We start from the raw sequence: 21,058 nt of genomic DNA on the forward strand, positions 1-21,058 counted from the left end.
AGGTCCACTGGTCCCCGCCGGGGACTGAGTCCCTCTTGGCGGAGGAGCCCGGAGAACCGACCCGAGAGCCGGACCCCTGGCGGCTCTCTGAGGAGGAACCATGGAAGGCACCACGAGCAGCTCGGAACTCGGCGCCGTCATCGTCGGCGTCGACGGCTCCGACCCGGCCCGCCAGGCAGCAATGTGGGCAGCGGCGGAGGCCGCACGCCGCGAACGTCCGTTGCACATCGTGCACGGGTCCGACACCGACGGCCGGGTCCTCTACGTCTCGGCGAAGAGCATCGAGCGGGTCCGCCAGACAGGCCGCGAACTGCTGGATGCCACGGTGGCCGAGGTCAGGGAGCGGTTTCCCGGCCTGCAGGTCAACGCCGAGTTCAGCCGCAGCGCACCTGTCCCGAGCCTCCACCGGTCCGCGGGCCCCGATGACACCATCGTGGTCGGCAACCGGGGGCTGGGAGGTTTCGGCTCCCTCACGCTCGGATCGGTCGGCCTCAAGGTCGCAGCGGGGGCGAAGACGCCCGTCATCATCGTCAGGGGCACCGAAAACGGCGCCGAGACGGGTGTGGTGCTCGCCGCCGTCCGCGACGGACACGACCTCGACTGCGCACGATATGCCGCACGCGAGGCACAGCTCCGCGAGGGCTCGCTGCGGCTGCTGCACGTGTGGAACATCCTGCAGTCCGTCGGCGAGGTCGTGACCCTGCTCGACGACGTGGAGGAAATCGCCAACGAGCAGGTCCATCACCTGAACGCGGTGGCGGACCGGATCCGCGAGGAGTTCCCGGACCTGACCGTGCAGGTGGACGCGGACAAGAGCACGTCAGTGGCTTCTGTACTGGTTGAGGCCTCGCGCCGGGCGGACCTGTTGGTGATGGGCGGCCGACGGTCACCCAGCTATCTCGGGCCCACCCTCGGGCGGGTCACGCACAGCCTGGTCCACCATGCCCACTGCCCCGTACAGCTCATTCCGCGCCACACGGACAAGGACGGGAGCGAATCGTGAGCGACGCGGGGGGACACGAGGAGGCCGTCGTCGGCATCGACCCGGCCAGGGATTGGCGTCTGCCCCTGGCCTGGGCGGTGGACGAGGCCGGGAAGAGCTCGCCGGTGCCGCCGAGCACGCCCTCGCCGTGGTCGTGGGCCGTCGGGGCAAGGGCGGTTACACGGGCATGCGACTCGGATCGGTCGTACACGGGCTGCTGCACCGTGCGCACTGTCCGGTGATCACGGTTCCCGTGCGGTGAGGACTGCGTGACGACGCCCGCCGTCCGGTGCATCGAGCATCGGGGCAGCACGACGGAACTCGAACCAGAACCGAGATCGGACACCACTGAGCTTTCAGGCGGTACTCAGGGGGACGGTCTGCGTGACGCGCCACAGCCGCCGGGGGAGGCCGCCTTCCTCGAACGCGGCGACCTCGTCCAGAGTCCAGCCTTCGGCGAGGGCGTCGACCAGGTCGCGGGGGAAGAAGTGGACGGCGAAGCCACCGTGTTCCCAGATGTCGTCCCCGTGCCCGGCACCGGCCTGGTAGTGGGCGTCCCCGGTGTGGCGGACGGTGTAGACGAAGACTCCGCCCGGCCGGAGAACCCGTCGCACCTCTGCGACGAGAGCGAGGATCTCCTGGGTGGACAGCGCCATGCAGAGCAGCATGTGCGCGAACACGGCATCCACCGAGGCGTCCGGGAGCGGCAGGGGCTCGCGAACGTCGTGAACCGACGTGGCGACCCGCCCGGCCACGCCTTGGGCCGCGGCGGCTTCACGCAGCTGTTCCAGACCCACCGGACTGAAGTCGGTGGCCAACACGGAGAAACCCTGGCGGGCGAAGTACAGCGCGTCACGGCCATGGCCGGCACCCAGCTCCAGCACTTCGCGGGCACCGGCGGCCCCGAAAGCGGCAGCGGCATGGACCGCCGGCTCGGACGGCTCCTCGCCGTACATGCCGGGATGCTCGCCGTAGGTCTGCTGCCAGTGCGCACGCTGAACCTCGGCCAGCTCGTGCTCGGACTCCGACATGCCGACGCCTTCCTCACCAGGCCGGTATCGAACAACCGGCCTCCGCGAGGCCACCCTAGAGGGACATCATGTCGTCACCGCGCCCACCCGCTGCGCCACGGGCGCAGGGCTGTCGGTACTCGACTTCCGGCACAGCTTCTGTGGCGGCGATCCGGGGCCGGGAGGCGTGCCGAGAGGCAGACACGACCACGGCATTGGGCCCATCGGCCCTGGTCGCGACCCCGACCGGCCCATGCCCGGACGACAAGGGCCGACGGACAGTGAGGACATGGGGGACATGCCCTGTGGGCCGTGTTCCCAGACACTCGAAACAGGAGCGTGAGCCATGTTCTGGTACGGCCACGGAATGGGCGGATGGGGCTGGGTCGCCATGTCGTTCAGCATGGTCCTCCTCGGGGCCCTGGCTGTCGCGGGAGTCGTTCTGCTTCTCCGCAGTGTCGACCGTTTCCCCTCGGGCCCGGCGCAGCCCCCGGCTGCGCCTTCCGCCAAGCAGGTGCTCGCCGAACGGTTCGCCCGAGGCGAGATCGACGAAGAAGAGTACGAACAGCGTCTGACCGCACTGCGTGCGCACGGGCCAGGTCGAGGCCGTAGGGGACCGGGAGAGAGTTGAGCTCGCCTTTGGTGCCGGTGTTCGTCGTTGTGCTTCGCGGGGGCTGCGCCGGGGGGGGGAACGGTGCGTACGGTACGCCCGGCCTCGGTGAGCCGGTGCGCCAACAGGGTCTGCCAGTGCTCCTCGACGTGGTCGCGCAGGCCGGGGACGATCACGACCACCGGCTCGGTGGTACTGCTCATGAGGAGACCTCCGTCTTCTGCGGCTCCGCCCCCGGGACCACCCCGGTCAGACGGCGTAGATCACGGTCGTACGAGCGGCGGCCGATCATGAACGCCGCGGTGGCCGCGATCGCCACGAGCGGGACGAGCCGGAGCGCGCCGAGCAGATCGAGCCGGTCCGCGAGCATTCCGGTGACGGCGGGGCCGGGGGCGAGTCCGAGCAGGCTCTGGGCCAGCGTGAGCGTGGCGAACGCCGTCGCGGCGATGGCCGCGGGGGTCAGGTTGGCCACCATGGCGGCCCCCGGCCCGGCCGGCGCACAGCAGGGCTCCCAGCGCCAGCACCAGCAGCTGTGCGGGACCGGCCGGCAGGCGGAACGCGGTCATCAGCAGGACGGGGGAGCCCACGCTGCAGCTGATGGCGACGGCCCACTTGCGGATCGGGTCGCGCCGGCTGATCCGGTCCGAGGCGATGCCGCCGGCGATCACGCCGATTCCGATCACCAGGGCGAAGAGCCCTGCGGTCGCACCGGCCTTCGCGGTCGGCGAACTGCTGCGGTACCCCACCGGCCCGCACAGAGGCCCAGCCGGCACTGAGCGAGCTGGACCGCCGGCCGGAGAGCCCCCGGTTGCCGGAGGACCCGCCCCGTACCGTCAGAACGCGGTGCTGCGCGGCCCCGCCACCTGCCCATCGCCTGCGACGGCATCCGCCCCTGAGCGTGCCCGCGAGCCGCCGTGGCGGGGCCATCGCCCCCGGGGCTTCTTACCACTGCGCCCGGAGCCCCCTGTGGGTGCTCCGGGCGCAGTGGTGTGTCAGGCCTTGTCGGGTGTCATGGAGCCGATCATCTCTGCCAGCACGGTCCGCCGGTCCTCTCCGGCGCGTGCGCGCAGAGGCCGGGCCAGGCGTGCGCTGTCGTAGTGCCAGCGGTGGTCGAGGTCCTGGGGTACCGCCTCGGTCGTGCGGAAGTCCGCGCGGGTGCCGAGGAGTTCCGTGAGGTCCTGTGCCAGGTCGTGCCAGGACACGTGGCCGCTGCACGCGTTGGCGACTCCGTGCACGGGCCGGTCCAGGCATTCGGCCACCGCACGGGCCAAGGCGGCCGCATGCACCCAGGCGGCTCCGTACCAGCCGTGTCCACCAGTACCAGGACGTGGCAGGTCGATCGGCCGGCCCTGGCGGGCGGACTGGTAGAGGGTGCCGATGGCGCCCCAGCGCAGCTGTTCGCGCAGCCGGTCGTGCGCGCCCCAGACGATCGGCGACCGCACGGCGCTCGCGCCCCCGCGTCCCTCGGTCCCCGCGGCGCGCAGCACCATCGCCTCGCAGTCGAGCTTCGCCCTCCCGTACGGGCTCACGGGCTCGTGGGGCGCCGACTCCTCGGCGACCCGCTCCGTCCCGGGGTGCCCGTAGGCGTCGACGCTGCTGACGAAGACGAACGGTCCGCGCCGCCAGGCGTCGACCATCGTCTCCATCGCCGCCCGGTCCACGTCGTGCCGGGTGAAGGTGCAGGCCGCGTGGACGACCGCGTCCGCCTGCGCGACGGCGTCCCGCAGCCCGGCCAGGTCGCGGAGGTCGCCCTCGATGACGTCGACACCCTCGGTTGCGATCAGATGGGCCGACTCGGGCCGGGCCAGAGCCAGCACGGGGCGGCCCTGTGCGGCAAGCTCACGCACGACGAACGCGCCCACGCCGCCCGTCGCCCCGGTGACCAGCACCGTGCCCGGGCGGATGTCCCGGGAGCGGGGGGCCGGCCTGCTCGCGGCCTTCGCGGCGCTCTGCCGTGCCTCCCGTTCGTCGAGGAGCGCGGTCAGCGCCCGGGGCGTACGGGCCTGGAGCACGTCGAGGCCCGTGAGTGGCAGCCCGAGGTCGGTACGCAGCCGTTCGGCGAGCTGCACGGCTTTCAGCGAGTGGCCGCCGAGGGCGAAGAAGTCGTCGTCCGGCGACGGGGCGACACCGAGCACGGCCGCGAAGGTCTCCTTGACCGCTTCGGCCCGGGGGCCGGACGGGGCGCCCGGCGCGGACGGCCCGGGCAGCCGGGCGTGGTCGAGCGGCCCGGCGGCCGAGCGCGGCAGCGCGTCGAGCACCGTGACCGTGGCGGGCACGTCTTCGGGCGCGAGCGACCGGCGCAGCAGGCCCAGCAGTTCGTGACGGGAGGGGCCGAGGCTGTCGCGCAGGACGGCATAGGCCACGGGCGGTCCCTGTTCGGGCTGGACCACCGCGGCGTCGGCGACGCCCGGGTGGGCGCGCAGGGCCTGCGCGGCAGGGTGGCCGTCGCCCGCCGGATCGGCGGCATCCCGGGGCCCGGAGCTGTCGTTCGGGCCGGGGAGAGGCAGCTTGCTCAGGGCGAGTTCCGGGTCGGCCGCGACCGCGTGGAGCAGCGCCGCGTAGTCCCGTACGGCCGCCTCCGCCACGGTGTCGTCCAGCGCGTTCGCGTCGTACTGGACGAGTGCCAGGGGCTGCGCGGCGTCGCCGCCCGGCACCAGGCCGTAGGACAGGGTGAACTTCGCGCCGTCGGAGGGGGCGTCGACGTACTCGGCCGACGTACCCGGCAGCCGCAGTACCGTCGGCTCGCCGAGGACGTCGGAGGTGACGCGGACCAGTGCGGTGCCGTCGGCGCCGCGTGCCCCGGCGCCGAGGCGTTCGAGGACCAGGTCGAAGGGGATGTGCCGGTGGCGCTGGGCTTCGAGGAGCGCGTCGCTCACGCGGCGCAGCAGTTGGGCGAAGGACGGGTCGCCGGAGACGTCCACCCGTACGGGCAGGGTGTTGACGCACAGGCCGACCAGGCCACGCATGGCGGTTCCGCTGCGGTGGGTGCCCGCCACGCCGATGACGAGGTCGTCGTCGCCGGTGAGGCGGTGCAGTGCGGCGAAGGCCGCGGCGAGCGACACCGCGAAGAGCGTGGCCCGCCGCTGTGCACCCAGCGCCCGCAGGGCGTCGGGCACGGCGGGCGCCAGAGGCACGCTGCACACGGCCCCGGGACGCACGGCCGTCTGCGGCGCTGCCGCCGCCGGCTGGGGCAGGCGCGGTGGGGCGGCGTCGGCCAGCAGGTCGCTGCAGCGGTTCAGTTCCGCCTCGAAGCCGGGCAGGTCGTCGTGCTCGCGGCGCGCGTGGTCGGCGTACTGCGGCGGTGCGGCCAGTGTGTGCCGGCCCGTTCCGTCGGTGGCCGCCGCGTAGAGAACGGCGAGTTCGGTGGCCACGGTCTCCAGTGAGGCGGCGTCCACGGCGATGTGATGGAACGTCAGCAACAGGGTGTGGTCCTGCGGGCCGTGGCGCAGAACGAGCGCCCGTACGGCATCGCCGGCCGCGAGGTCGAACGGCCGGGCCGTCTCGCGCCGCAGCAGCGCCGGGGCGTCCGTCACGTCGGAGTCGACGACGTGTACGGGGACCGTCCGCGGCGTTGGGAGCACCTCCTGGCAGGGCTCGCCCTCGTGCTCCGTGTAGCGGGTGCGGAGGATGGCGTGCCGGGCCACCAGCCGGGTGAGGGCGGTGGCGAACGCGGCCGCATCGAACGGACCGCGCACACGGGTGGCGAACGGCACGTGGTACGAGTCGCCCGCGCCGCCGAGCCGTTCCATCAGCCACATGCGGCGCTGAGCGCGGGAGAGGGGGACGTTTCGGGCCGGTGCGGTGGTGGTGCCGGGGTGGGCGGTGTCCTGCGATGCGTGGCCATCCGCAGCGGCGCTCGCACCGGCGGTGGGCCCGGCCGTCGTGCGCCGGGCGGTTCCGGCGCGGGCCCGGCGCAGCAGCTCCTGCTGGAGCCGCTCCTTGCGGTCGCGGGTCGCGGAGTCGGTGTCAGTGGACATCGCTGTGCTCCGGGGTCTCGGGGTGGAGGTCCGCGTGGGCGGCCAGGAGGGCGCGTTCGACCAGTGCGGCCTGCGCGGCCACGGTCGGGGCGGCGAAGAAGTCGGCGAGGGAGAGCTCTACGCCGATTTCCTCGCGCAGGTCTTCGATGACGGCGAGGGCGAGCAGGGAATGGCCGCCGACGAGGAGGAACTCGTCCTCGGCGCGGGTGACCTCGATGCCCAGTGCCTGGCTCCACACCGCGGCGACGGCCTGTTCCAGCGGTGTCATCCGCGCCGCCGGCTCGTCGGCGAGCTGATTCCCGGCGGCGTGCGCGCGTCCGGTGAGCGCGCGCCGGTCGACCTTGCCGGCCGGGGTGAGGGGAAGCCGCTCCAGCACGGTGACCGCGTCGGGAACCAGGTGGGCCGGCAGGACTGCGGTGAGCCGCTCGCGCAGCGCCGCGCCGTGGGGCACGGGGCCGGGCGCGGCGACGACGAACGCGACGAGGCGTGCCTCGGGGGAGCCGGCGCCGTCGACGGTGGCGGCGGCGTCGTCCACGTCCGGCTGCTGGCGGAGGGCGTGTTCGACCTCGGCGGGTTCGATGCGGAAGCCGCGGACCTTCACCTGGTCGTCGTTGCGGCCGTGGAACTGGAGGATGCCGTCGGGCCGGAGGGAGACGATGTCGCCCGTACGGTAGAGCCGCCCGTCGGCGGCGGGATGCTCGACGAACCGTTCGGCGGTGAGTGCAGGCAGGCCCGTGTACCCGTGGGCGAGCCTGCTGCCGCCGATCCACAGTTCGCCCCGGTCGCCGTCGGCCACCGGGTGACCGTCGGCGTCCAGGACGTGCGCCGTGGCCCCGGCGACGGGCCTGCCGATCGGCATGGGGCCCTCGCAGTCCTGCGCGGTGACCCGGTGGGCGGTTGCGAAGGTGGTCGTCTCGGTCGGCCCGTAGCCGTTGACGAGCTCCAGCCAGGGGAAGGCGGTGAGCACCTCACGGGCCTGTGCTGCAGCCATCGCCTCGCCGCCCACGACGACCGAGCGGAGCTGGGCGAAGACGCGGGAGCGGCGTGCGGCGAGCTGGTGGAAGAGGGCCGTGGTGAAGAACGCCACCGTCACGCCGTGCCGCTCGACGTGCCGGGCCAGATCCTCCAGGGAGGGCCGCTGCTCGGTGCAGACGACGACCGCGGCGCCGTTGGCGAGCGCGCCCCAGACTTCGAACGTCGAGGCGTCGAAGGTCATGGACGAGTGGAACAGGACGCGGTCGCGGCCGGTGAGGGTGACGTAGTCGGGTGCGGTGACCAGCTCGGCAATGGCCCGGTGCGCCACGAGGACGCCCTTGGGACGGCCGGTGGAGCCGGAGGTGAACATGATGAATGCCGGGCTGTCCGGGTCGGACTCGTCGACCGGCCGGCCGCTCGTGAGCGGCTCCTCGGGCAGGGCGAGAACGGGGCCGGGAAGCGTGGCCGCGTCCACCAGCTTCGCGTCGCCGACGGTGAGCTTCACCTCCGCGTCCGCGATCATCGCCTCGGTGCGCGGGCGGGGCTGGGCGGGATCGAGCGGCACGCACACGGCTCCCGCCAGCCACAGCCCGAGCTGCGCCACGATCGTGCGGGACGACCGAGTCGTCAGGAGCGCCACCCGGTCGCCGCGCGTCACTTGGTGTTCGCGCAGGTGTGCCGCGAGGGCGCGGCCGGCCTGGAGGAGACGGCCGTAGGTGAGGGTGGTGTCGCCGTCCACGACGGCGAGGGCGTCGGGGGTGAGTTCGGCGTGCCGCGCGACGAGTGCCGGCAGGGCGGTGGGCGTCATGTCAGGCTCCTTCCGGGCGCGGGGTCCGGCGCTGGTCGAGGAGGGCGGAGAAGGCCCGCAGGTCGGTGCTGCGCAGCAGCTCGGGGGCGCGCAGGCGTATTCCGGTCTCGCGTTCGACGGTTGCCAGCAGCCGTGCGGCGACCATGGAGGTGCCGCCGGCGTCGGTGAAGTTGTCGCCGAGGCCGGTTCCGGGCCGGCCGAGGAGGTCGCGCACGGTCGTCAGCACCAGCCGCTCGGTGGCGGTGGCGGCGGCGAGGTCGTCGGCGAGGTCGTCCGTGGTGGTGCTCCTGGGCGGCACCGCGGCCTGGGACTCGGACTCGGACTGGGCCTGGGCTGCCAGGGCGGGGCGATCCACCTTGCCGTTGGCGTCGAGCGGGAAGCCGTCGACGATCCGTACGGCGGTGGGGACGGCCTGCTCGGGGAGCCAGGCCCGGACCGCGGCGAGGAGATCCCCGGCAGGGCATTCGGCGCCGTCGGCGGGCCGTACGTGTGCGACGAGGCGACCGTGGCCGGAGCTGTCGCGCAGCACGGTGACGACCGCGGTGCGTACCCGGGGGTCCTGCTCGAAGGCGGCTTCCACCTCGACCGGTTCGATCCGCACCCCGCTGATCTTCACCTGGTCGTCGAGGCGGCCCAGGAAGTCCAGGCTGCCGTCGGCGTTCATCCGTACCCGGTCGCCGGTGCGGTACAGGCGGTCGACCGAGGGAAGCGCCAGGTCTGAGGCAGGCGAGGTGAACCGGCGTGCGGTGAGTTCCGGGTCGAGGTACCCGAGCGCCAGGCAGTGGCCGCCGACCCGCAGTTCACCCTCCTGCCCGCGGGCGACGGGGCGGCCTTCGACGTCCGTGACCACGAGGGTGACGCCCGGCAGCGCGGTGCCGATGGGCGGCGGGACCTGGTCGCCGGCCTCCGGGTCGGTGCCGCGCATGGTGTGGGTGGTGGTGACGACGGTGGCTTCCGCGGGGCCGTAGGCGTTGTGGACCGTCGCGGTGACGTCGGCGGCGGGGCGGCGGCGCATGCGGTCGCCCCCGACCACGAGGTGACGCAGCTTCAGGTTCTGCGGCCACGGCCGGTCCAGGAGCGGTTCCACGGTGGGAGTGGCCGCCACGGCGTGGGTGAGGGCGGTGTCACGCCACCAGTCGGTGAGCACGTGCGAGTCCCAGCGGGTGTCGTCCGGGGCCGGGACGAGGGCGGCGCCGGAGGTCAGGGCGGCCCACAGTTCCAGCAGGTGCGGGTCGAACGCGACACCGATGAGCAGGGACTGGCGGTCGCCCGGTGCGAGGCCGGTCTCGGCCCGGTACCAGTCGAGGGCGACGGAGAGCGAGGACTCGGCCACGGCGACCGCCTTGGGGCGGCCGGTGGAACCGGAGGTGAGGACGGCGTACAGAGCGCCTTCGGGCGCGCGCCGGGTGCCACGGACGGAGTCGGCGAAGGCCGCCACCGCGGCGGCCGGGGCGTTGACACCGTCAGTGGGCAGCAGCAGCGGGAAGTGCTCCCCGCTGCGGTGTTCCGCGGGCAGGACATCGGGGTCGCCGATGAGGCAGGCGATGTCGAGGTCCTCGGTGACGGCCTGGATGCGGCGTTCGCCGGGGCGGGGGCCGAGCGGCAGGTAGACGGCGCCGAGCCGGGCGAGCGCGACGGCGGTCACCACCAGGGCGGTGGACCGGTCGAGGCAGACGCCGACCAGGTCACCGGGCCGGACGCGGTCGGCCAGATCGGCGGCGACCAGCGCGGCCGCCGCGTCGAGGTCCTGGTACGTCCAGATCTGTGCGCGGTCGATCACCGCAGGGGCCTGCGGGGTACGCCGGGCCCAGTCCTCGAAGCGGGCGAGCACCCGGGTCGGTTCGGCGGAGGGGCCATGGGCGACGCTCAGCGCGGTTTCGCTGACGAGGCCGGTGCCGATGGGCATCGCGGGGATGGCGGGCGCGGTCGGGGACTGGGTCATCACGACTCCGTGGAAAGGGCGGTGGCGGCGAGGGCGTCGGCCTGGTCGGCGAGCACGGGGTTACGGAAGAGCACCTTCAACGGCGGGCGGGTGCCCAGCCGGGGCTCCAGCCAGGCGGCCAGCTCGGCGGCCAGCAGGGAATGGCCCCCGCTGTGGAAGAAGTGGGAGCGGGCGTCGAAGCGACCGTGGCCGAGGACCTTGCGCCAGCCTTCCGTGAGCAGAGCCGTCATCGGATCGTCGGACACGTCGGACACGGCGGTGGCCGTAGGCCCGGGCTCGGCGCTGGTTCCGGGCTCGGGCGTCGCGGCGTCGTCGGGGTCGAGCGCCGCTGCTCGGCGCGACAGAGCCGTACGGTCGGGCTTGCCGCCTGCGAGGGTCGGCATGACGTCCAGCCCTGCCCACCGGGCGGGCACGAGGGGGCCGGGCAGGCGGCGGCTCAGCTCGGCGTGCAGCGCCTTCTCGTCGAAGGCCGCGCCGTCGGCTCCGCCTTCGAGGAAGCCGACGAGCCGAGGCCCGCCGGGGCTCTCCCGGTCCAGTACGACGGCGCAGGACCGGCCGCCCAGCACCGCGGACGCCGCCGCCTCGATCTCCTCCAGCTCGATGCGGTGACCGCGCAGCTTGATCTGGTTGTCGCGCCGCCCGAGGAAGTACAGCAGACCGTCCAGACCGCGGTAGCCGAGGTCGCCGGTCAGGTAGACGCGCTGCCCGTCGAGTGCGTCGACGGTGACGAACTGGGCGGCCGTCGCCTCCGCGTTGCCCGCGTAGCCCTCGGCGAGACCGGGCCCGGCGACGGCGAGTTCACCGACCGCGCCGGACGGCAGCGGGCGGCGGTGGGCGTCCAGGACGTGGACCCGCTCGCCCGGGAGCTCGGTGCCCAGGGGGATCTCGGCGCCCTCGGCGAGGGCGCCGCGGGAGATCTCGTGGACGGTCGAGCTGATGGCAGCCTCCGTGACGCCGTACACGTTGAGCACGGTGGCGTCGGTGTCGGCGAGGACGCCGTGCAGTGCCTCCACGGGCAGGCGCTCGCCGCCGAGGACCAGGAGCCTGGGCGCCCAGCTCTCGTCACGCAGTGCGGGGCGCAGGTCCTCGCGGGTGGCGAGGAAGAAGCTGGTGGGCAGGTTGGCGACGGTGACCCGGGCGGACACCAGCAGTTCGGTGAGCTCCGCGCCCGTGGGCACCTCGTGCTCGGGCAGGACCAGGCACGCACCGGCGTGCAGGGCCGGCAGCACCTCCTCGAGCGCCACGTCGAAGGACGGTTGGGCGAACATCAGGACCCGGTCCGAGGCGGTGAGGCCGAACCGGTCGGCGGCCGCCGTCAGATGGTGCACCAGCGCCGCGTGGCCGACCGCGACCGGCTTCGGCGTCCCGGTGGAGCCGGAGGTGTGGATGACGTACGCGGTGCCGGGAAGTTCGGCGCTCCCACGCGCAGGAGGCAGCACCGGGGCGTCGATCCGGGCGGTCGGCAGTGCTTCCGGCAGGGCCGGAGTGGCGTCGCCGGTGAGGACCAGCGCCGGGGCGAGCCGCTCCAGCAGCAGCCCGAGCCGGGCCGGCGGATCGGACGGGGACATGGGGCAGTAGACGGCGCCGGTCCGCAGGCATGCGAGCAGGGCGACGAGCGAGTCGGTCCCCCGGGGCAGGACCACGGCCACCGGCCGGCCGGCCGTCACACCGGCGGCGCGCAGCCGCTCGGCCAGCGAGCCGACGCGGTCGTCGAGTTCGCCGTAGGTGAGACGGCGGGCGCCGCACAGCAGGGCCGGCAGCGAGGGGTGCTGCGCGGCCACGGGATCCAGCGGATCGCGGTCGGCCGGGACGGGCACGGGCTCGGCGGCCGGCTCCACGGCGGTCGGATCCAGGTCGGCCAGCGGAGTCTCGGGGCTGTCGAGATAGGCGCGCAGCAGGTCCAGGAAGCGGCCGGAGAGCAACCGGGCGACGTCTTCGCCGAACAGGTCCATGTCGTAGTCCCAGACCAGGGTCATACCGGGCGAGCCGTGGCGCGGGGTGACGCCGCGCCGGTCGTCCGGGAGCAGGACCACGTCGAGGTCGAAGCGGGTGGTGCCGGTGTTGAAGCCCTCGAAGAGGGTGATGTCGAGACCGGGTACGTCGATCTCGGGCAGCGGCGCGTCGTGGGCGCTGAACATGACGGAGAAGAGGGGGTTGTCGGCGCCGGAGGTGTGCATGCCGAGCGCCCGGGTCAGCTCCTGGACCGGTACGTCCTGGTGCGGCAGAGCCCGGATCAGGGTGTCGGTGACCTCGTCCATGGTGTCCTGGGCGGGGGCGGCGCCGTCCAGGGCGAGCGGCAGCGGGATGGTGTTGACGAACATGCCGACGGCGTCCTCGTAGCCGAGGGGGCGGTTGCCGACGGCGGTGCCGATGACCATCCGGGAGCGGCCGCTGTGCCGGCGCAGGAGTTCGGCGAACAGCCCCAGGAGCGTGGAGAAGGGGGTGAGGCCGCGTGAACGGGCGTGCCCGCGCAGGCGTTCGGCGAGATCGGCGCCGATCGTCTGGCGCAGCTGCCCGCCGTGGTGCCCCCGGCGGGCACCGGGGCGGGTCAGGCCCGGGAGCGGCAGGTCGTGCTGTTGGTCGCGCAGTTCGGCCCGCCAGAAGTCGAGCGATTCGGGTGCGTACGCGGCGTCGGTCCGCTCCAGGACGTGGTCCGCGTACGACGAGGCGGGCGGGAGTGTGAGGGGCTCGCCGAGGACGTGGGCGCGGTATACGCGGAACACGTCGTCGAGCAGGATCGCGAAGGAGTGCCCGTCGTGGATCAGGTGGTGCTCGACGTGGATCAGCCGGTGGTGGCGCTCGGCCAGTCGTACGAGCGTCCAGCGGATCAGCGGTGCCTCGAACGTGTCGAGCGGTGTCTCGGCCTCGGTGCGCAGGAGACGGGCGAATGCCGCCTCGGGGTCCTCCTCCGTGCCGAGGTCGATCGTGTGCAGCCTCGGCGCACACTGCGGCGCGACCCGCTGCGCCGGTACGGACCCGGTGGAGGCGGCGAGTTCGAGCCGCAGACCGGGGTGGCGTGCCAAGGTGGCGTCGAGCCCCCGGCGCAGCGCCTCGGTGTCGAGCGTGCCCCACAGGTCCAGTGAGGCGGTGAAGTTGTAGGCGCGACTGCCGGGCTGCATCTGCTCGTGCAGCCAGACGATCTCCTGCGAGGAGGAGAGGGGAAGCATGGGCGATCCCTGAGGTTGTCGGGTCGGACTCCGGTGCCGGTCACGGTCGTGTCCGGTGGTCGTGCGGGCGGCTTCGCGGGTCGCGCGGTGCCGCTTTCTGCGTGGGGGATGCCGTGGGGGGAAGCTCGGGGTGCGCGGCGGCGTGGGCTGCGCTGCGGTGTGCCGGGTGGTGCGGGGTGCCCGTGAGCGCCGGAGCGGGGTGGCCGCGGGGCCGTGACGCGCCCGGGGGCGCCGGGGTCGGGCACGCGGGGGTGCCGCCGTGGGACTCGGGGACCTGCTGCGGAGGGGTGGCGGGCGGCGGGGTCACTGCACGGTGGGCTCCGAGGGGCGCAGCGCGCGGGTGAGCGCGTCGAACGCCCGCTGCGCGGTCTCGTCGTCGAGCACCGCCCGGTCCCACACCATCCGCAGGCGGATCTCAGCTCCCTGGGTGATGGAGACGGCGAAGGGACCGCGGACCGGTCGGCCGTCGACGTGGACCTCCCGTCCCTCGACACCGGCCAGCACGAGCGGCGGGCGACGGCTGTCGTCGTCCACGGTGAGCAGTCCGTCGAGGCCTCCGGTCCAGCCCGAGCCGGCGGCCCGCGCGGCCGTCACGACCGCGTCGAACGGTACGTCGGCCCGGTCGAGGTCGTCCCACCACGCGTCGGCCGTCGCCTCCGAGCCGGTTCCGGTGGCGGGCTCGTTGCCGGTTCCGAAGCCGGTGTCGGCCGGGAAGACGAGGGTGTTGAGGAAGCAGCCGACGACCGGCTCCGCTCCAGGGGGACGGCCGCCCCACGGGTAGCCGAGCGGGACCGTGAGGCCGGGTCCGTACAGCTCGCGGGCCGCGGAGCGGCAGGCGTCGAGCAGTCCGGGGAAGGACACGCCGCCGTCGTACGCGGGCAGCCGGGCCTGTGCGGCGCCGCTGGGCCGTGTGCCCTCGGGCACGCGGGCCGGACGGGGAGCTGGAGCGTGGGCATGCAGCGTGCGCAGCCGGTCGGCCCAGTACGCGGCCGCTTCGGCCGTCTCCGCCCTTTCCTCGGCGGCGAGTTGACGCAGGACCGCGTCCCGGTACACGGCGAGTTCGCCTTCGGTCTCCCCTGGCGCGGCATGGGAATCGGTGGCCTCCTCGCTGTAGGCGGCGCCGAGTTCGTCGACGATCCTCGCCAGCGAACGGCCGTCGCAGACGGCGTGGTCCAGGGCGACGGCGAGGATCTCCTCCTCGCGCTTCTCGTCGCGTACGAGGAAGAGCCGCAAGGGGGGACCCTGGGCATCCCAGCATTCCAGAGCGCGACCGAGCGCGTCGGCGGGCGACTCTCCCGGTACGAGGGCCGGCCGGGTCACGCCGACGTCCGGATCGGCGACGCACAGGACGGGAGTGCCGCGGACGACGGCGGGCCGTGAGCGCAGGGCCGTGTGCCGTGCGGCGAGCCTGGACGCCGCTGCCCGCAGGCGTTCGGGGTCGATGGTTCCGTGAGGGAACGCGAAGAACATCGGCACCACGTCGGGGCGTCCCGACGGGTCCAGCGAACGCACCAGCAGGAAGCGGCGCTGTGCTCCGGTGACGGGCAGCACGCTGTCGGACCGGTCGCCGGTGAGACGCCGGTAGCGGGCCAGGTACTGACTCGTGATGCTGTGCACGTGGTCCTCTTCGTCGTGGCCGCGGTCGCGCGGAACGCCGGCGCGGCCCCTGCGGGCATGGCGGTGTGGTCGGTGGCGGCGGGCTGTGCCCGCGCAGAGGTCGTCCCCGGCGGCCGGATGGTGGCCGGGCGGCGGTCAGCCCGTGGTCAGCCGGCGGGTGCGGGGGTCGGCCGTTCGTCGCCGTCGGCGGAGGCAGTGTCCCGCTGTGTCCCGTGGCCGGCACCGGCGTCGGCCTCGGCGTCGGTGCCGGCGCCACCGTCGTCCTGCGGACCGGGCAGGTCCCGCATCCGGCGCAGCGGGGAGAGCAGCAGCGGCAGCGGTACGGCGAGGATGCCGACGGCGCACCAGGCGAGAGCCGTACGCGACCCGTAGGACTGGGCGAGGGTTCCGCCGAGGAGCGCGCCCAGTGGCAACGTGCCCCACATGAGGAAGCGCAGGGTGGCGTTCATCCGGCCGAGCAGTCGTGGTGGGCACATTCCCTGGCGGAAGCTGACCTGGGCGACGTTGTAGACGACGGCGCCGAAGGAGACGACCGCCGATCCGGCGGCGAACAGGACCGCCCCAGGGAGACCGTGCCCGGACAGGGGCCACAGCAGCGCGAACGGGCCGGTCACGAGGACGGACAGGAGCATGACCCGGGCCTGCCCCAGGATTGCCGCGAGGCGCCCGGCGCACAGGGCGCCCAGGAGCCCTCCCACGGCCGACGCGGACAGCACCAGCCCGAGTCCGCCGGCCTCCAGCCCGACGACACGGACGAGATGCACGGTCTGCGTCGCCATGAGGACGGCCGTACAGAAGTTGGCGAGGCCGGTGGTGAGGGCGATGACACGGAGCAGCGGATGGCCGAAGACGAAGCGCACACCCTCGCCGATCTCCTTGCGCAGGGAGCCCCCGGCGGCTGCGGGCTCGGGCGCCTCCTCGGTCTGCTCGACGCGGAGGAGGAAGAGGGCGGAGAGCAGGTAGCCGATGGCGTCGACGATGACGGCGAACTGCGCCCCGACGAGCTGGACCAGTCCGCCGCCGATACCGGGGCCGGTCACGTGGGCGGTGGAACGGACGGTCTCCAGGGCGCCGTTGCCGGCCATGAGCTGATCGCGGGGCAGGATCTGCGGCAGGTAACTCTGATGGGCGACGTCGAAGAACACGGTCGCCACGCCGGTCACGAGCGCGACGGCGTAGAGCTGGGCCATGGTCAGGACGTCGGCGAGCGCGGCAGCGGGGATGCTGGCCATGGCCGCGGCGCGCAGCAGATCCGCTCGGATCATCAGGGGCCGCTTGCGCATCCGGTCGGTGAGCGCTCCGGCAGGCAGCCCGACGAGAAGGAAGGCGGCGGTCTCCGCGGCGGTCAGGAGGCCCACCTGGAAGGCAGGAGCGTCGAGTTCGAGGACGGCGACGAGGGGCAGCGCCACCAGTGTCACTTGTGCGCCGAGCTGTCCGGTGGCAGCTCCCGCGAGTAACAGTCGGAAGTCGCGCAAGCGCATAGGGCCACCGGCGGTGGCTCGGGATGTGTCGGACATGTGAGTGACATTCACGGATCGATCACTCAAGAGTCAAAGCAAACCTGTCATTTCCGGACTTGTTTTGCGGCGTAGTGGGCGCAGATCAGGAAATCCTTCGTGCTACCCGGGGTACGGTCGCGTGAATTCCTGCTCGTTGTGCGCGCAGCGTGGGTCGGGTGAGGCAAGGGGGGCCAGGGGACCCGAGGGGGAGTCGGTCGGCCTCCCTTACCCTGAGTAACGAGTTCTATCCTGACCGAAAAAGCTCACCCGTGATCATGTTCCTGCGGAAGGTTTCATTCCGTCCGCTATGAGCGCCACCCGACGCCAGCCGGTGCCCCTGCCGGGGCGGGAGGGCACACGTCGAGCGCCGGGACGACGCCGACGCCTGGGCCGCGTGATGGCTTTCGGGCACCCCTGTGAGCGAGATGTCCGACGCCGGTCCGTGACCCGGTGAGCCCTTCCGGTCACGGCACTCGCTCATGCGGTGGCGTCGGGGAGTCCGTCCAGGAGGGCGGCGGCTTCGGCGTAGCGGGGGTGGTTGAGCTCCGTCAGGGCGCGGTGGGCCGCGGCCAGGGTGGTACGGGCCTCCTCGTCGCGGCCGAGGTGGTGCAGGGCGATGCCCAGGTCGAGCCGGGCCGGTTGGCTCCAGGCCGGCATGTCCGCGGCCTCGAAAGCGGTGAGCGCCCGGTTGTTGTCTCGTCACCCATCGGGACACGTCGTCGGTCTGCCCGGGAAGGACGACGCCGCCGCCGTTGGTCGGCCCCTCGTGCGCGAAGGGAACCGACTCCCCGACCGGCTCGGCCCCAACGGCCCGGGTGTCACCGCGGGCCATTACAGGTAGGCCGAACGTTCGGGAGTGTCCGGCAGTTGCAATCGCTGCACCACGGGGTTGCGCTTGCCGCTGGCGGTGAACCGGAAGGCGTGGTGCGGTCGGTGGCGCAGGCGGAAGCCCTGCCGGGCACCGAAGTGCGCGTCGAGCCCCCTGGTGACGTCCCGCACGCAGGCCGCGGCGGCTTCCACCGGGCCGACGGTCACGAGGTCGAGCATGCCGGGTTCGTGCTGGACGACCTGGAAGTCCGGCAGGCCGGCGGCGGCCAACGCGGCGAGCAGCGCGTAGGGCGAGTAGAGCGATCCGTCGAGGCCGACCAGGCTGCTGCGGGCCCGACCCAGGAGGGCGTCGGTCACGGTGCCGGGCAGGCCGCACCCGCAGTCGACGGGCCGGGCCGCGAGGTCGCCCGTCACGTAGCGGTGATCGGCATCGGGGTGGAGAGCAGGGACGTCAGGGCGATGGCGCCCGCCCCCTCGTCGCCGACCGGCTCGATCTCGGGCAGGACGAGGTCGTCCTGGAAGTGCATCCGCCGCTGCCCGCATTCGAAGGCCGCGTATCCGGTCTCCGACGTCGCGTACAGCATCGTCACCTTGCAGTCGAAGGTCTCCTCGACCAGGCGGCGGCCGCTGTCGGGCATGTGCTCGTAGGTGGCGACGACGCCCTGAGGGCGCAGGGCGATGCCCCGGCTCAGGCAGTACCGGGCCAGGGCGATGACGCGGCTGGAGGAGCCGGTGATCGCGTCGACCGGGAAGCGGCCGACCACGGCCTCGTAGTCGGCGACGACGTCGGGCGCGTCGGGATCGTAGCCGCGCAGGTTGCACTTGACGTAGGCGGGGTGGCCGGGGCGCGGCGGTAGGGCGTCGATCAGGCGGTGGTCGTTGCGGGCGGGCTGGCCGGCTCGACGGGGGAACGTGGCCGCCGATCGAGTGGCGTGACGGCGGACCCGAGGTGTGGTGCGTGGGCCCTGGCGATGGGCGGGGCGCCGGCCCGTAGGATCGCGCGGTGGCGATCGAACCCCCTGATGAACTCATCCGGCTCCAGCGCGAGGCCGACTTGGCGCGCATGGAGGCGGCCACCCGTGAGGACGGCGTGGAGGGGTGGAAACCGTGGCTGGACGCCGTCGACGCGGTCCATGCTGCGGTGACCGAGTACGCGAAAGAGGCGGGTCTGTCGCGGCATGAGGTGGAGAAGGCCGTCAAGTCCGCAGCCCGCCGTGACGCGGAGGCCCCGCCCGAGTCCTGATCGTGGGAGGCAGGCGTCCGAGTGGCGCGGGCAGCCGTGCGAGCGCCTGTGGTCGAGGGTGCTGAGGCAGCCGCGGAGGCCGAGGCTCGACTCGGGCCGCACTTCACGCGGCCTTCTGGAAGAGGGCGTTCGACGGCTGCCGGGACTCCCGGGCAGTGGACGCCGGGAGCAAGCCGCCCTTCGGCACCCACCGCGAGTACAAGGCGACGGTGTGCCAACGGGGCATGGCGGGGCCTCCGGTCGGTTCCACTTCACGTCTCTACCGCCCACTGGCCTCGGAGGATAGGGCCGACCAGCCCTCCATGAGTCTCCGAACGGGACCATTCGGCCCTGCGGTGGCACGCGGGCGGCATGAAAGACGCCGGGCGATCCCCGGGCAGGCCTCGCAGGCCTCGCAGGCGTACAGCGGGCACGTTCGCAGCCGATCAATTGTGGATGGATTCCGGTCAACCCGGGGCGCGGTTTTCGGCCGCATGGTCGGATGTGCCCTTCTGTGGGATTCGGCGAGTGCGAGGCACAGCATGGCAGCGACGACCGAAGAGCCCTTCAGGGCTCTGCTGGAAGCGGCACCGGACGCGATGGTGATCGTGGACGACGCCGGGGTGATCCGCCTGGTCAACGCTCAGACCGAGGCCCTGTTCGGGTATCCGCGGGAGGAACTCCTGGGACGCCCCATCGACGTGCTGGTGCCCGAGCGGTTCCGCGGTCAGCATCCCGGCCACCGGCTGGGCTACGCGGCAAGCCGCCAGGTGCGCCCGATGGGGGCGGGGCTGGAACTGTACGGTCTGCGCCGCGACGGGCGTGAGTTTCCCGTGGAGATCAGCCTGAGCCCGCTGGAGACCCCCGAGGGGCTGCTGATCTCGGCGGCCGTGCGGGACGTCAGCGAGCGCCGGGCAGCCGAGGAGCGCTTTCGGGCTCTGCTGGAGGCGGCCCCCGACGCGATGGTGATCGTCGATGAGAGGGGCATCATCCAGCTGGTCAACGCCCAGACCGAGGCGCTCTTCGCGTACGCGCGTGAGGACCTGCTGGGGCGGCCCGTCGAGGTGCTCGTACCCCACCGGTTCCGCGGCCACCACTCCGACTTCCGCTTCGGGTACTTCGTCAACCGGCAGGTCAGGCCCATGGGCGCGGGGCTGGAGCTGTACGGGCTGTGCCGGGACGGGCGCGAGTTCCCGGTCGAGATCAGCCTGAGCCCCCTGGAGACCCCCGACGGGACGCTCGTCTCCGCGGCCATCCGCGACGTCACGGAGCGCAAAGCCGCCGAGGAGATGCTCGCCAAGCTCTACGAGCAGCAGCGCCGCGTCGCCCTCACCCTCCAGCGCAGCCTCATGGGTTCACCGCCGGACGTGCCCGGGATGCCGACGGCGAGCCGATACTTCCCCGCCCGGCAGGGCGCCGGGGTCGGCGGGGACTGGTTCGACCTGATCCCGCTGGGTGGCGGCCGGGTCGGCGTGATGATCGGGGATGTGATGGGTCGCGGGCTGGACGCTGCCGCCGTCATGGGGCAACTGCGGTCCGCCTCCCACGCGCTGGCGAAGACCGGAATGCCGCCCTGGCAGCTGATGCGTGCCCTCGACGCGGTGGTCAGTGAACTCCCGGACCAGTTCGTCACCTGCTGCTACCTCGTCGTGGACGCCGACGCGGCGGAGATCACCGTGTGTTCGGCCGGACATCTGCCGGTCCTGCTGGCCGCTCCCGACGGAGAGGTGAGCCGGTTGCCGGTCGAGGTGAGCGTGCCGCTCGGGGTCGGCGAGGTACCCCACCACGAGAGTCGGCACACGGTCGCGCCGGGCTCGGTGCTGGCGCTCTACACGGACGGGCTGGTGGAGACACCGGGCAGCGACATCGAAGGGCAGATCGACGGGCTCGCCGCGGCGCTGGAGAAGGGCCTCGCGACGAACCGATCCCTGGAAGCCGCGGCGGACCGGTTGCTGACGGATCTGCTCCCGGACGCCGACGACAACCCGGACGACGTCACCCTGCTCCTCGTGCGCATCCCCGAGACCCCTACCACCGCGCGGAGCGTCGTCCTGGACGCCGCCCCGAGCAGCGTGGCCGAGGGCCGCCGCTTCCTGCGCGACACCCTGGCGGCGTGGGGCAAGGACGACGAGCAGCTGCGTGAGACGGCCTGCCTGCTGGCCTCCGAGCTGCTTTCCAACGCCGTCCGCCACGGCAGCGGGCCCGTACGACTCCGGCTGCGGCAGGCCGGTCGAGAGCTGGGCGTCGAGGTCTGCGACGGAAGCCCGGTGCTTCCCCAAGCCCGCTTCGCCGCCCCGGATACGGAATCGGGCCGGGGCCTGCTCCTCGTCGACTCCCTCGCCAAGTCCTGGGGCACCCTACCGACAGCGGAGGGCAAGGCGGTCTGGTTCTCCCTGCCGTTGCCCTCCCCGCGTCGCTGAC

Annotated in this window: 16 protein-coding genes and 1 pseudogene; 5 read left to right on the plus strand and 12 right to left on the minus strand. The window is 73.2% G+C overall.

What is annotated here, in order from left to right:
• Positions 1–100 precede the first annotated feature (100 nt).
• Together OG332_RS43065 and OG332_RS43070 are read left to right on the plus strand one after the other, a co-directional pair.
• Complete coding sequence (locus tag OG332_RS43065; protein ID WP_327418546.1) at positions 101–1,003, plus strand: universal stress protein; 903 nt, start codon at positions 101–103, stop codon at positions 1,001–1,003.
• A gap of 79 nt (positions 1,004–1,082) precedes the next feature.
• A pseudogene (locus tag OG332_RS43070) lies at positions 1,083–1,244 on the plus strand (universal stress protein); the annotation flags it as partial.
• A 94-nt stretch (positions 1,245–1,338) separates the two neighbouring features.
• On the opposite strand, the gene OG332_RS43075 reads toward OG332_RS43070, so the two are convergent.
• Entirely contained in the window at positions 1,339–2,013 is a 675-nt protein-coding gene (locus OG332_RS43075) for a class I SAM-dependent methyltransferase (protein ID WP_327418547.1), read from the minus strand.
• 382 nt (positions 2,014–2,395) lie between these two features.
• On the opposite strand from OG332_RS43075, the gene OG332_RS43080 reads away from it, so the two are divergent.
• Positions 2,396–2,623 carry an SHOCT domain-containing protein gene (locus tag OG332_RS43080; protein WP_327419545.1) on the plus strand — a complete coding sequence of 76 codons (228 nt, stop codon included), beginning with the start codon at positions 2,396–2,398 and terminating at the stop codon, positions 2,621–2,623.
• Between the two features lie 178 nt (positions 2,624–2,801).
• On the opposite strand, the gene OG332_RS43085 is transcribed toward OG332_RS43080, so the two are convergent.
• The 10 genes from OG332_RS43085 to OG332_RS43135 all read right to left on the minus strand — a co-directional run bounded on the left by OG332_RS43085 (position 2,802) and on the right by OG332_RS43135 (position 18,179).
• Positions 2,802–3,077: a hypothetical protein gene (locus OG332_RS43085; RefSeq protein WP_327418548.1), complete on the minus strand. Its 276-nt coding sequence runs from the start codon at positions 3,075–3,077 to the stop codon at positions 2,802–2,804.
• A gap of 517 nt (positions 3,078–3,594) precedes the next feature.
• Complete coding sequence (locus OG332_RS43095) at positions 3,595–6,579, minus strand: condensation domain-containing protein (RefSeq protein WP_327418549.1); 2,985 nt, start codon at positions 6,577–6,579, stop codon at positions 3,595–3,597.
• Positions 6,569–8,362 carry a non-ribosomal peptide synthetase gene (locus tag OG332_RS43100; protein WP_327418550.1) on the minus strand — a complete coding sequence of 598 codons (1,794 nt, stop codon included), beginning with the start codon at positions 8,360–8,362 and terminating at the stop codon, positions 6,569–6,571. The genes OG332_RS43095 and OG332_RS43100 overlap by 11 nt, the downstream gene beginning before the upstream one ends.
• 1 nt (position 8,363) lies before the next feature.
• A complete protein-coding gene (locus OG332_RS43105; protein WP_327418551.1) occupies positions 8,364–10,304 on the minus strand; it encodes a non-ribosomal peptide synthetase in 1,941 nt (646 codons plus the stop codon).
• Positions 10,304–13,471 carry a non-ribosomal peptide synthetase gene (locus OG332_RS43110; RefSeq protein WP_327418552.1) on the minus strand — a complete coding sequence of 1,056 codons (3,168 nt, stop codon included), beginning with the start codon at positions 13,469–13,471 and terminating at the stop codon, positions 10,304–10,306. The genes OG332_RS43105 and OG332_RS43110 overlap by 1 nt, the downstream gene beginning before the upstream one ends.
• Positions 13,472–13,774: 303 nt before the next feature.
• A complete protein-coding gene (locus OG332_RS43115) occupies positions 13,775–15,088 on the minus strand; it encodes a condensation domain-containing protein (protein WP_327418553.1) in 1,314 nt (437 codons plus the stop codon).
• Between the two features lie 146 nt (positions 15,089–15,234).
• Positions 15,235–16,569 carry an MFS transporter gene (locus OG332_RS43120; RefSeq protein WP_327419546.1) on the minus strand — a complete coding sequence of 445 codons (1,335 nt, stop codon included), beginning with the start codon at positions 16,567–16,569 and terminating at the stop codon, positions 15,235–15,237.
• 495 nt (positions 16,570–17,064) lie between these two features.
• The gene (locus OG332_RS43125) at positions 17,065–17,244 is read right to left on the minus strand and encodes a hypothetical protein (protein WP_327418554.1); all 180 of its coding nucleotides are present in this window, start codon (positions 17,242–17,244) and stop codon (positions 17,065–17,067) included.
• 174 nt (positions 17,245–17,418) lie between these two features.
• On the minus strand, positions 17,419–17,829 hold the full coding sequence (locus tag OG332_RS43130; RefSeq protein ID WP_327418555.1) for a hypothetical protein: 411 nt from the start codon (positions 17,827–17,829) through the stop codon (positions 17,419–17,421).
• Positions 17,826–18,179 (minus strand): hypothetical protein, encoded by a 354-nt coding sequence (locus OG332_RS43135; RefSeq protein WP_327418556.1) that lies wholly within the window; start codon positions 18,177–18,179, stop codon positions 17,826–17,828. Before OG332_RS43135 ends, OG332_RS43130 begins: the two co-directional genes overlap by 4 nt.
• Before the next feature lie 239 nt (positions 18,180–18,418).
• On the opposite strand from OG332_RS43135, the gene OG332_RS43140 reads away from it, so the two are divergent.
• The gene (locus OG332_RS43140) at positions 18,419–18,658 is read left to right on the plus strand and encodes a hypothetical protein (protein ID WP_327418557.1); all 240 of its coding nucleotides are present in this window, start codon (positions 18,419–18,421) and stop codon (positions 18,656–18,658) included.
• A 103-nt stretch (positions 18,659–18,761) separates the two neighbouring features.
• Here OG332_RS43140 and OG332_RS43145 read toward each other — a convergent pair whose 3' ends face one another.
• Complete coding sequence (locus OG332_RS43145; protein ID WP_327418558.1) at positions 18,762–18,884, minus strand: hypothetical protein; 123 nt, start codon at positions 18,882–18,884, stop codon at positions 18,762–18,764.
• A 295-nt stretch (positions 18,885–19,179) separates the two neighbouring features.
• On the opposite strand from OG332_RS43145, the gene OG332_RS43150 reads away from it, so the two are divergent.
• On the plus strand, positions 19,180–21,057 hold the full coding sequence (locus OG332_RS43150) for a PAS domain S-box protein (RefSeq protein WP_327418559.1): 1,878 nt from the start codon (positions 19,180–19,182) through the stop codon (positions 21,055–21,057).
• Position 21,058 lies beyond the last annotated feature (1 nt).

This window comes from Streptomyces sp. NBC_01233 (assembly GCF_035989305.1).
Taxonomy (GTDB): domain Bacteria; phylum Actinomycetota; class Actinomycetes; order Streptomycetales; family Streptomycetaceae; genus Streptomyces.